The following is a 10,495-nucleotide window of genomic DNA, read 5'->3' as shown; positions in this document are numbered from 1 at the left end:
ACTTAAAAAGACAACATGACAAACTCAGGCAAATGGGCTAACTCAGCGTAAACGTCATTAACCCTTGTTACATCTGTGATAACGCATGCAATTTCACGACCTGTATATTCACCACCATGACGAGAACCACACGTCAATTTAATTTCTTGTAAAATTAAAATATCGGTACACAAGAAATTTCTATCGTTGTACCTGAACTCAGCCCGCTTTTCTTTTTTAAGTATTTTTTTAAAGTATTCTGAATTTATTTTTAATAAATGTTTAGCCATCTCAAACACCCCGATAATGTTTATTTTTCAGTTCAAAGATGGTTTGGCAGTCGATGCAGCGGACACAGCCAACAGAAGCAATGCGTCGCTCCTCAGGAATAGGATTTCCACATTCTTCACACATAAAAGCAGACACACCAACAGGACGCTTAACAACAGCATTGATTTGATGCTCACGCATTTGCGCTTCACACTCGCTAGCACGGTCAAAGTTTTTAGACATGATTTAGCTCCGCCGCTTCGTTTGATAAACGTTCCGCTTCTCCAGCTAGTAGCTGATAAACTTCGGAGTAAGACATTTTTTCTTGCACGGCTTTGCACGCTAGCGAGTCAATGCGCGATGAGAATTTATCTAGTAATGTTTTGCGTTCGTCTTCACGAATAGCATGAATACTGACAGCCACAGCGGAGTAATCACGCTCACCTGTAGCAAGGTCAACACCAACTAAAATGGGCTTAATTTCAATGTTTTTCATAATAAAAATCCTATATTTAGAGTGTGGAAATCCCTGACGCTCAACGTCATTAAATTCCGGTTATTCATTATTCATTAAATAGGCATTGCAATGTTTTTTGGTATTAACGCTGCAAGCGCTTTAATTTTATTTATCGCTGTAATAATTGATTGCTTCTCTTCTTTACTAAAATCATAAAACTTTAAATTGTGCTGTTCTTTTTTTATTTCAGCTAAATAAAAAATCATACTCAATGTTCGTTTATCATTTAATCTTAAGTATTCAATAAACCCCGCTAGTTCATGATTTTTTGGATTCTCTTTGTTTTTGTGAAAGACAGATGTTCGTAGCGCTGCTGCTTTGTTTATTGCGTATGTACGTTCAGCAATGCTACCACCGTCATTTTTGTACGCTTTAATAATCGCTTTATTGCTGACACAATCATGCTTACTTACATCTTGCTCTACATTATTCAGTAACTGAATAATGCCTTCTGTTTTAGCAAGTTCAGTTGTAGTGCTAGCCATAAATAATTAATCTTAAATAGAAGCGATTAATAAATAAAAAACAAATAAAATACCGGCGGTCATAAATAGCCTATCCGCTAAAGATAATTTATTTTTTTTCTTTTTATGTTCGAATTTTTTTACAGATGAACCTGTTAATTTATATTTGTACTGCAAACGTAATTGGCTCATTTTATCTTCTCCGTTCTATTAAAAACGAAATCATCAATACATGGATGTGTCCCGCGCATTGCATATAACTTATCAATGTATTGAGCTGCATCATTAAGCGAATCAAATAACCCATACGAACACCCATCGTGCTGAACGTTATAGCGAGTGATTGGGTTTATTGTTTTCGCCGGTAATTTTGTTATTGTGAAATTACAGTATGTAAAGCTATGTGTTGAAATTTTCTCAATCATAAATACACCGGATTAGCTATTTCTGATTGCATCTTTCAACATTGCAATCATGTTGATTTGAACTTTCTCTTTTGCACATTTTTTGGGCCTTATAATTATGTCGCCACGGTGCACCATCTTTCTCACCGTCTCTAATGGTATGCCGGTGAGCTCTGAATATTTATTAACAGATACATAAGGCGCTGAGACACTGAATTCATACGTAACGTTACTCATAACTACCTCTTCGCTATTACTTTCAGGCCCTCGAGGAACACAAGGCGCGCCATTGCTGATTTAGAACGGCTTTCTCGTTCCGCTAATAATTCAAGTTCAATATTTTCGCTTTCTAATAATCGCATAGGAATCAATTTCTTATCTCCGCCTGATGCAGTTAAACGCGATCTAGGTACATTTTTTTCTTGTGTCATAATGTTATATTGTGATCCACTAAGTGTTGGTTAGTTGTATTTTGGTATTCAATTGAATACATGTCAAGGGTTTTTGTATGCAAATAGATATCGGTGAGCGTATTCGCTCAGAAAGAGAGCGAATTGGGCTTAGTCAAATGGCATTTGGCGAAGTGGGGGGCGTGAAGAAATTAGCGCAACTTAAATATGAACAGGGTGAACGCTCACCAGATGTTTTATATCTAGCGGCACTTTCAAAAATTGGAGTTGATGTCCAGTTTATTGTGACTGGAGTCAGATCAAGTGAAGCATTAGCAAATGATGAAATGGAACTAATTAACTACTACCGTTCTGCGCCTTTGGCAGTAAAACAAGCTGTATTTGCAGCTTTAACCGCAAACAAGCCTGCTGATAGTGAAACGACGATTAATGTAACAGGATCAGGTCAACGTATAGCAGGGCGTGATTTTCACGAGAATAAAAAATAGTCTTTATAGGTGGTATGAGTGAGCATTGAAGTCAAAGGAAACGACAGCCGCATTGCTAGTCGAGACTTTAAAGAGGGTGGTGTTCATATAGAGCGATATGAAGACAGTAAAGTGATTCATATCAATAATACTAATAATGATGAGAAATTATTAGTTTATGCACAAAGAAAAGTACTTAATGAATTAGTTGCTGAGGTTTCAGAACTATGCAGTGAAGAGAAATTTGTGATCTGGAAACTGGTGCATGCTGAATGCGGCGTGACAAAAATTGATGAGATCACAACAGAACAATACCCATCGATTGTTAATTATTTAAATAAGATGATTGATGAAAAAAAAGAGGAAGCCACTAAGTCATCACTTGTTCATTTGCTATTAAAAAATACACAAAATGACAAAGTACTCAGAGATGATTTGATGGTTTATTGTCAATTTAAATTTGCAATGAGATCACTTTTGACAGAGTTGAATTGTTCACAGCTTAGGCAAGCACTCGGCTGGCTTTATGAAGAGAAACAGAAAAAAGAGCAATCTCAGGGTATAAATTGGATAGATGTTGTTCGTAAGTATCCCAAACAATTCACGGTTGTTTTTGCAATTGGTTTTTTTGTTGGGCTAATTATTTTTTGATTATTAATTTTATATGAGACGATTTTATGAAAAAGACAATCATCAGTATTGTATTGCTTTCGTTTATGTTAGGTAGCTTGCCAGCCAAAGCAGAAGAAATACTTAGCTACGGTGAAACTGAGGAATTAGCTTGTAAAAATAAAGTATTTGATCGTGATATATCTGAGACGATAGAAGACTTTGGCGATTATTATCCAGAGAATAATTCGTTTAAAGTGTTAAATAAAAAACCATTGAAATTACAGTTTACTCCGAACGGATACGCAGAAGATGCTAAAGATGTGAAAGAGTTGCTAGTAAAACGTGCGGTAGTCTACGGTGTATATAGAACATTTATACATAGTAACAATGATAAAGTCACAATAGTTTCTTATTTAACAGACTCAACAAATACAAAAAATAAGCTGAAAGGTAGCCCTGAATATACAGTAACGCTCACAAAAAAACAGGCTGAAGATATCTTGAAAAAATATCTTCCGGTGAAATCTATCGATGCAATAGTGAATGATGATTGTTCATTTACCCAACAATTTAATGAGATTCGTTATGATGATTCTGGAAAAAAAGGCTTTGATTCGTTTTTTGATGATTTAGTTAAAGTCTCGAAGTGAGGTAAATAGTGGCTGTCAGTAAGCTCTCTAATGGTAAATGGTTATGCCAGTGTTTCCCTGATGGGAGAGATGGCCCTCGCATAAGAAAGAGGTTCGCTACAAAAGGTGAGGCGCTGGCTTATGAACGTAAAATGATGCAAAGTGCGGGTCAATCAGATATTGGCGTCAATGAATCTAACGCTATTCGATTAAGTGATTTGATTAGCCGCTGGTATGAAATGCATGGAAAAACGCTAACATCAGGTGACGGTAGAAAAAGTAAGCTTGAGGCTATTTGCGAAAGATTAGGTGATCCCCTAGCTTCTGATTTTGACCGAAATATGTTTGCTCAGTATCGTGAACATAGATTAGCGGGTAAGTGGAATGCCAAAGGCAGAACAACGCCAAAACAAGCCACTGTTAACCGTGAGCAATCATATTTACACGCTGTTTTTGCTGAGCTAAAGCGCTTAGGTGAATGGGAAGGCGATAATCCACTTGATGGCGTTCGCCAGTTTAAAGAATGTGAGCAAGAACTGGCATTTCTTTATAAAGATGATATCAAGCGCTTGCTTGTTGCATGTGACGATTCTCAAAATAAGGATCTTGGTTTTGTTGTTCGCATTTGCTTAGCAACTGGCGCTCGATGGAGCGAAGCGCAGAATTTAACACAGTCACAAATAATTCCGCACAAAGTGACTTTTGTTCAAACGAAGTCAAAGAAAAATAGAACGGTTCCTATATCAAAAGCCCTTTATGACATATTACCAAAGCGTAGAGGGCCGTTATTTTCGAATTGCTACGATGCTTTTGAAGGGGCACTAAAAAAGGCAAATATAGAATTACCAACAGGGCAAAGAACACATGTTTTAAGGCATACATTTGCTTCACATTTTATGATGGGAGGTGGAAATATATTAGTTTTACAACAGATTCTAGGCCATAGCTCTATTTTGATGACGATGCGCTATGCTCATTTTGCACCTGAGCATTTGGATGCTGCGGTTTCTTTGAATCCACTTGATAATTTGAATAAATAATGTGGCAGCAAGACGATATACAGACTTATTCCGGCTAATATAAGCTTATAAATAATTCATTATTATCAGCAACTTATTGTTTTAACTACTGCCTGTCTAATATTTAAAATCCCTCGGCCTTTAGGCTGTGCGGGTTCAAGTCCCGCCCTGGGCACCAAATAAAAACCGCGTTGAATAACAACGGGTTAGGGAAAGAAAGAAGCCACCTTTAAGGTGGCTTTTTTTGTGACTGAAATCACCTTTCGCTACTATTTCGCTATTAACTTTCGCTACTAACTCTCCCATTCACTAACGCTTTTGCCCTCCAACTGTTGGAACGATTACCACTTTTCGATCATATCGCGCTGTCTGTGATGGTGTTTTATGGCCAGAAATACTTTGTTTCTCACTCAGCGTTCCTTCCAGATCAGATATTCCTTTAGCCTTCAAATCATGAAACGTAAAATTAAAATCTAAATAAGGAAATTTTTTTACAGCTTCCTCTTTAGCTTTTTGCCAACGACTATTAAATCCATCTCGCGTATATTTTGAGCCTTTTGGTTGATGAATGACATAAAGACTACTAATTCCTGAACTAAGTGGTAATGTTCTACTTAAATCAATAGCGGCTTTTAATCTCTCCGTCCATGCTTTAATTTGTTTCTTACCCGTCTTCCCTTGTTTGATAAATATTCCATCATCGGACAATTGTGAATAAGTGAGCGTTAAAACGTCTGCTTGTCTTGCGCTACATAAATAAGCGATCTCCATAGCTATTTTGACTATATCGGGTGCAACAGAGTAGAGCGCATTATATTCATCGTCTGTAATGTATCTATCGCGCGCAATTTCTTTAAACTGCCTAACACCCTTGCATGGATTACCTTTCACCATGCCGCGTTCATATGCCCAACTGAACACGCGAGATAAAAAAGCTTTTTCTCTATTAGCTTGGGTTTGGCTATTAACGCCGCGTTTGTCCATATATTTTCTAACATGTTCAGGCTTGATGTTATCAGGTAGCATTTTTCCAAAAACAGGTAATAACTTTTTTGAATATTTTCTATAGTCTTTTTGTGAAGTTATAGAGAGGTTAGTAAAGTCAGCAGAAAAAAAGAATTTATCAATTAAAGCATTCAATGTTTCTTCATTTTTCTGATCGTTAATAAACTTCTCATAAGCAAACCATACCTCGGCTTGTGTGAATGTTAAGTCACACAGTCGAACAGTTCTTCCTCCTGGTACTTGGAATTCAAATGCAGATTTACCTCTTCGTACTCGAGGAGGCATCCAATTATCCTCAGCGTTTTTTCTTCTTCTAACTCGCACCATGATCACATCGCCCCGAAGTCTGGCTCTTCTTGTGCTGGTACTTGAGCGCGTTGTTTGAGCGGGCTGTTAAAATGCCCCCACGTTGTTTTCGGATAGCCGTCAGGGCGCTTAACGAAAAAGATCCCTGAACGTTTTAAAACTTCGCATTGTTTGGACGGAAATTGATAGCCAGTTAATTCAATCATTTCCTCATGAGTGATAATGTCATGATCGCTTTTCATTGGTCTTGCCTCATCATCAATAAAATAAGCAAATCGGCGGTATCACAAGCGCGTTTTATATCAGCTTCGGTTAATTGCTTGTTTTTAACGCTTGCTGCTAATTTGCCTAATTTAATATCGAAATCTGTTAATAATTGTTTACCTGATACCCAAGGTTGTAATTGCATGATGTTAACTCGTTTGGTCGTTGAGAAAACACCATGCTAGTTAGAAATAAAAAATAAAACTGATTACGCTTAATCAATTATTTGCCCTGATAATTGCCTCGACTGGGTAACACTCAGACAGAATGCCTTGTTGAGTTAGCGTATCTTTATCAATCAGACAGTTTTGCTCATCGGGATAAACGTAGCCGTAGGGTTGATATAAACAATCAGCACCGCTGCAAATTAGCAGGAATAAACCATAAATCATTGTTTACTCCTTTGTAGTTCTGCTTGAGTAGGTTGAATTTCAATTTTGATTGATGAGGGTAAGTCATAAGAGACTTTGCAGCGTCTGTCTGTTGAAATAAAACCGTACGAGCCATCGGGTAGGGTGATTTTTACTTCCTGGTCTTTTTGATGTTGATGTCTTAGCATTGGTCTTGCCTCTGTTTTATTCGGTCTGTAATCGCTAATTTTATTTTGGCCAATTGAACTGCGGTATGTTTATGCTCTGCTATCGCACCAGGGAAATGTCGATTAACAATTGCATGTTCCCGCATTGAAATAATCATTAAGTTATCGATATCACAATTTTGTTTATCATCATCAATGAATTTAATAACGTGTTCTTTGGGAATAGGGCCGTTATATTTTTCCCACACGAGTCGATGCTTTAATTCCCATTTGTTGGGGTCGGCAATTTTGACTTTGATGTAGCCATCTTTTGTTAATGCTTCAGCTCCTATGGATTGATAATTGTGGGGGCGATTACCCTTTTTAAATGAGCCGCTATTTGCAGTAATTAATCCTTTCTTACCTTTATTAAAAGGAATGTCACCTTTAGCGAATTGCCCTGAACGACCCACTCGTAGCCCTAATCGTTTACGGAAGCCATTGACAGATTTTCGGGTATACTCAACGTCAAATTCTAAGTTAAAGGCATCAGTCAACTGATCAAGCCGTAGCATGTAATTGATGCGCATCCAACTGCGCATTTGCTCATTGTAGGTAAAGTGTGTCACTCTTTAACCTCCAAATAACTAGGTGCAGTTCTGATTTCGTTATCGCCTAATAAGCGTTTTACGGTGATGGCCAACTTGCCATTTTCAACAATAGAGGCAGCAACTTCGGTGACAGCTTTGGCTCTATTGATCTCTTCTTTTAAATCATCGCCTTTTACTGATTCATCAGAGAGTCTTTCAAGCTGTGCAAACAAATGGTTGTGCAAATCTTCTAAATTATTCTTCATAATCAATACTCCGTGACATGTCACACTAGTGTAAAACGGTTGAATTTGTTGGTGCATTAAGCTGTAGTAGTAATGCTTTTTGTACCTGAGACAGCATTTGACGTTCTTGTTTTGTGACATCGTCCGTTGACGCTGTGGACCATTCGATACTGGATTTATTACTGTCTTCGTCGTGGTTGATGATGATTTCTAATTTCATGGCCATAATATTATTTCCTATAATGCGCTCATTGCTGAGCGCTAAAAGTTATTAACGGACTTGCAATGTACGTTCATTAATTTCGAGATGTGCGCCAGCCACTTTTTTGCCTTTTTCAATTGCTTCTTTAATGGCTTTTTTGTCCGGTGTAGTTACAACTTGAACTTGAACCAAATCGTTAGGAAGCAAATCCTCGTTATCAATGACAACAGAGGTTGATCCTTTACGTGCAGTGAACGTATTTTTAAGTGTTTTGAGATTGTCTAAACCCGATGCCAGCAAGCAGGTTAATGCATACTTTTTTAAGTTTTTAGCCTGGTTTTCGAATGATTTTTTACGTTCAGATAAGCGCTTAGATTCTTCCTCTAGTGTTTTTGCTTGCCCTTCAATATTGCGAACATGAACCATGATTGCATCTAACTTATCGCCTAACTCGCCCTCGATGCCTTCTAACGTGTCAGCGATTTCTTCAGGGGAAAAATTACCAACTTCAACAAGCTGCTGTAGCTTTTCATAGCTTGCAGCAAGTGCAATAGCAGTAGTTTTGGTCATTAGATTGCCTCTTCTTTCTGTTTAAGTAGATCTATACACTCTTTTTCAATTTCATTTAGCCGGCGCAAACGACCGGATAAATATTTTGCGTACTCTTTGTCACCGCGATCTTGCGCTAATTTAATATGTGTTGATATTTCACGGGTGAGGGAGGATGTGATTCCCTGTAATTCATTTTGTGTAACAGCGCTGCGCATGGTTTCAGTATGCTTAGTGAATTTCTCATCTAATTCTTTACGAATGCGAGTGGCATCTTCAGCGTTGTCTGTTGCGGCTTTGATTTCATATTCAAGCTTGTTACTTGCAACATATTCAGGGTTATCATGCATACCCATGAATACATCAGAACTAAAGCCAAGCATAGATAAGGCTTTTTTGATTGCATCGGTGAGAGATTTCTTAATGGCTTCACCATCAACTTTCATGCCGTATTGAGTTTGGTACCGGTAAGGGGTGGCGCCATAACTTTCAAATTCGCCACGGGTTTCACATTCGATGATGTACCAAAAACGGATTTTGATTGAATGGTTTTGTTCGCAGAATAAAGATCCGTCACCATCACGTAAGAATCTAGTCGCGACTTGTTTGTTTCGCTCATCAAGAACAGGTTCTACAAGCGGTTTACCATCGATAAACTTCTCTTCAAGTACTTCATAACCCCAGCCCTCACCGATGGGTCCGAATATCTCTGTTGCACGCATGAACATGTAATTACTGTTTATGCTAGTACCAACGAACCCCATACCTTCTAAAGGCTTGGTAAAACGTGCATCGGTACGTTGTACACGCTTCCAGATGCTGAGATTATCGCTATCGCCTTTATTAAGAACTTCATCTAATACAGAGGCGCGGTGTTGGAAATCATCTTGTTGAACATTGACGACCTCAACTGCAGGCTCAATATGCTGGTTAACTACCGGTGTTTCAGCTTGTTCGGTTTCTACGATAACTTCCTTCACAGGCTCTTTTCCTGTTTTAGTCGGTGAATCTTTTTTCTTACTCGAGCGTTTTGTTTTTTCTGATTTAGCCGGTTCAATTTCCTCTTTTGTTGTTTCATCGTTAGCTGGCTTAGTATCTAAATTGTCAACTGCAAAACGGCCACTACCGAGAGAAGTTATCTTGGGGTTATTGGTACCAAGTTTTGAATCAATAAACGCTTTACGGGCATTCGCATCATCAAATAGTTCAGGCTTCTCACGTGCTTCTGTTACTAGTGCAAATATGTTTTCACGTGGGATATCTAGAACGCTAGGGAAGGTACGCAAATCCATAGATAAGCGCTTCCAAGGTTTATCTTCAGTGCTGATGAGTTCTTTTGCTTTACGAATATCTGCACTTTTTGCATCGCTTGGTTTAATATCCAAGAGTGCGAGGGCAATTTCGAGGTCAAGAGCGGCATAATCACGCTTAAGAACAGGCTCATCTTCAACGGGAGGTAGTTCAGGTTCCTCGATTAACCAACTTTCACCAAGCGCCTTAGCTTCTTCGATTGTGACATTATCGTCAGCATACTCATAAACTGCCTGCGCAATTTCCATTGTTTCATCGGCATCCATTAATGAAACCTTGGTGATTTCAGCAAGGCCAGTAGCAATATTACGAACTTTCGGGTCTTCTGTACTTTCATTGAGATACTTCAATGTGAAAGTATATTGCTTATCAGTAATTTGAGTTTTACCAAACATCAGCAAAGCAGCTATGCGAGGTTTAGTAGCAAGTTTTTTAAATTCTTCATATTTAACTGGCTGCCATTTCTCACCGTCAAACTCATTTTCAACAGCAAATTTTTCATCGAACTGATCGAGTACAGGGCGGGGGGAACCTACTGCGTCTTCACAAATGATTGGTTCATCAACGTTGAAGTTATCCATCGAATCAGGGAAAACCTCAGATAGCTTAATCATTGCAGTTGCAGCAGCAATTTTGGCATTAGCCGCATTGAAAGCGATTGTTAAAGGTACAGCACCGTTCGTCCGAGCCTCGGTCGTAGGCTCAAATACACAGATAAAAGTTTTCATTGGTCTT

General features: G+C 38.3%; 21 protein-coding genes. 4 read left to right on the top strand and 17 right to left on the bottom strand.

Annotation, left to right across the window (positions count from 1 at the left end):
- Positions 1-2: 2 nt before the first annotated feature.
- From G3341_RS12555 to G3341_RS12530, 7 genes are all read right to left on the bottom strand, one after another.
- The gene (locus G3341_RS12555; protein WP_163862203.1) at positions 3-269 is read right to left on the bottom strand and encodes a DUF3850 domain-containing protein; all 267 of its coding nucleotides are present in this window, start codon (positions 267-269) and stop codon (positions 3-5) included.
- Between the two features lies 1 nt (position 270).
- Positions 271-492 (bottom strand): TraR/DksA family transcriptional regulator, encoded by a 222-nt coding sequence (locus G3341_RS12550; protein ID WP_121875187.1) that lies wholly within the window; start codon positions 490-492, stop codon positions 271-273.
- Positions 485-745: a DUF2732 family protein gene (locus G3341_RS12545; RefSeq protein WP_121875188.1), complete on the bottom strand. Its 261-nt coding sequence runs from the start codon at positions 743-745 to the stop codon at positions 485-487. Before G3341_RS12545 ends, G3341_RS12550 begins: the two co-directional genes overlap by 8 nt.
- A gap of 74 nt (positions 746-819) precedes the next feature.
- Positions 820-1,251, bottom strand: coding sequence for a DUF5347 family protein (locus tag G3341_RS12540; protein ID WP_121875189.1), 432 nt, complete (start codon positions 1,249-1,251; stop codon positions 820-822).
- Between the two features lie 12 nt (positions 1,252-1,263).
- Positions 1,264-1,422: a TetR family transcriptional regulator gene (locus G3341_RS12535; protein ID WP_121875190.1), complete on the bottom strand. Its 159-nt coding sequence runs from the start codon at positions 1,420-1,422 to the stop codon at positions 1,264-1,266.
- Between the two features lie 245 nt (positions 1,423-1,667).
- On the bottom strand, positions 1,668-1,871 hold the full coding sequence (locus tag G3341_RS20730) for a DNA-binding protein (RefSeq protein ID WP_244316429.1): 204 nt from the start codon (positions 1,869-1,871) through the stop codon (positions 1,668-1,670).
- A 2-nt stretch (positions 1,872-1,873) separates the two neighbouring features.
- Positions 1,874-2,065 carry a hypothetical protein gene (locus tag G3341_RS12530; RefSeq protein WP_121875193.1) on the bottom strand — a complete coding sequence of 64 codons (192 nt, stop codon included), beginning with the start codon at positions 2,063-2,065 and terminating at the stop codon, positions 1,874-1,876.
- A gap of 77 nt (positions 2,066-2,142) precedes the next feature.
- On the opposite strand from G3341_RS12530, the gene G3341_RS12525 reads away from it, so the two are divergent.
- Genes G3341_RS12525 through G3341_RS12510 form a run of 4 tightly spaced genes read left to right on the top strand, consistent with a single transcriptional unit; the run spans position 2,143 to position 4,792 of the window.
- Positions 2,143-2,532 (top strand): helix-turn-helix domain-containing protein, encoded by a 390-nt coding sequence (locus tag G3341_RS12525; RefSeq protein ID WP_121875194.1) that lies wholly within the window; start codon positions 2,143-2,145, stop codon positions 2,530-2,532.
- A gap of 18 nt (positions 2,533-2,550) precedes the next feature.
- Positions 2,551-3,162 carry a hypothetical protein gene (locus G3341_RS12520; protein ID WP_163862200.1) on the top strand — a complete coding sequence of 204 codons (612 nt, stop codon included), beginning with the start codon at positions 2,551-2,553 and terminating at the stop codon, positions 3,160-3,162.
- Between the two features lie 26 nt (positions 3,163-3,188).
- Entirely contained in the window at positions 3,189-3,773 is a 585-nt protein-coding gene (locus tag G3341_RS12515; protein ID WP_163862197.1) for a hypothetical protein, read from the top strand.
- Positions 3,774-3,781: 8 nt separating this feature from the next.
- Positions 3,782-4,792, top strand: a complete 1,011-nt coding sequence (locus G3341_RS12510; RefSeq protein ID WP_163862194.1) for a phage integrase — start codon at positions 3,782-3,784, stop codon at positions 4,790-4,792.
- Between the two features lie 288 nt (positions 4,793-5,080).
- Here G3341_RS12510 and G3341_RS12505 read toward each other — a convergent pair whose 3' ends face one another.
- The 10 genes from G3341_RS12505 to G3341_RS12470 form a co-directional block, all read right to left on the bottom strand.
- Positions 5,081-6,103 carry a tyrosine-type recombinase/integrase gene (locus G3341_RS12505; RefSeq protein WP_244316428.1) on the bottom strand — a complete coding sequence of 341 codons (1,023 nt, stop codon included), beginning with the start codon at positions 6,101-6,103 and terminating at the stop codon, positions 5,081-5,083.
- Between the two features lie 2 nt (positions 6,104-6,105).
- Positions 6,106-6,324: a DUF4224 domain-containing protein gene (locus G3341_RS12500; protein ID WP_163862191.1), complete on the bottom strand. Its 219-nt coding sequence runs from the start codon at positions 6,322-6,324 to the stop codon at positions 6,106-6,108.
- The gene (locus G3341_RS20495; protein WP_167520924.1) at positions 6,321-6,491 is read right to left on the bottom strand and encodes a hypothetical protein; all 171 of its coding nucleotides are present in this window, start codon (positions 6,489-6,491) and stop codon (positions 6,321-6,323) included. The genes G3341_RS12500 and G3341_RS20495 overlap by 4 nt, the downstream gene beginning before the upstream one ends.
- A 73-nt stretch (positions 6,492-6,564) precedes the next feature.
- On the bottom strand, positions 6,565-6,738 hold the full coding sequence (locus G3341_RS12495) for a hypothetical protein (RefSeq protein ID WP_163860442.1): 174 nt from the start codon (positions 6,736-6,738) through the stop codon (positions 6,565-6,567).
- Positions 6,735-6,905 (bottom strand): hypothetical protein, encoded by a 171-nt coding sequence (locus G3341_RS20490; protein ID WP_167520923.1) that lies wholly within the window; start codon positions 6,903-6,905, stop codon positions 6,735-6,737. The genes G3341_RS12495 and G3341_RS20490 overlap by 4 nt, the downstream gene beginning before the upstream one ends.
- Positions 6,899-7,492, bottom strand: coding sequence for an HNH endonuclease signature motif containing protein (locus tag G3341_RS12490; protein WP_163862187.1), 594 nt, complete (start codon positions 7,490-7,492; stop codon positions 6,899-6,901). The genes G3341_RS20490 and G3341_RS12490 overlap by 7 nt, the downstream gene beginning before the upstream one ends.
- Entirely contained in the window at positions 7,489-7,719 is a 231-nt protein-coding gene (locus G3341_RS12485) for a hypothetical protein (protein ID WP_163862184.1), read from the bottom strand. The genes G3341_RS12490 and G3341_RS12485 overlap by 4 nt, the downstream gene beginning before the upstream one ends.
- A 25-nt stretch (positions 7,720-7,744) precedes the next feature.
- Complete coding sequence (locus G3341_RS12480) at positions 7,745-7,924, bottom strand: hypothetical protein (RefSeq protein WP_163862181.1); 180 nt, start codon at positions 7,922-7,924, stop codon at positions 7,745-7,747.
- A gap of 45 nt (positions 7,925-7,969) precedes the next feature.
- Positions 7,970-8,470, bottom strand: a complete 501-nt coding sequence (locus tag G3341_RS12475; protein WP_163862178.1) for a siphovirus Gp157 family protein — start codon at positions 8,468-8,470, stop codon at positions 7,970-7,972.
- The gene (locus tag G3341_RS12470; RefSeq protein WP_163862175.1) at positions 8,470-10,488 is read right to left on the bottom strand and encodes a hypothetical protein; all 2,019 of its coding nucleotides are present in this window, start codon (positions 10,486-10,488) and stop codon (positions 8,470-8,472) included. The genes G3341_RS12475 and G3341_RS12470 overlap by 1 nt, the downstream gene beginning before the upstream one ends.
- Positions 10,489-10,495: the final 7 nt, after the last annotated feature.

It is taken from the genome of Providencia vermicola (genome assembly GCF_010748935.1).
In the GTDB taxonomy this organism is placed as follows: Bacteria; Pseudomonadota; Gammaproteobacteria; order Enterobacterales; family Enterobacteriaceae; genus Providencia; species Providencia zhejiangensis.
The sequence above is the reverse complement of the archived record's forward strand: the minus strand, read 5'-3'. Positions and strand labels throughout refer to the sequence as shown.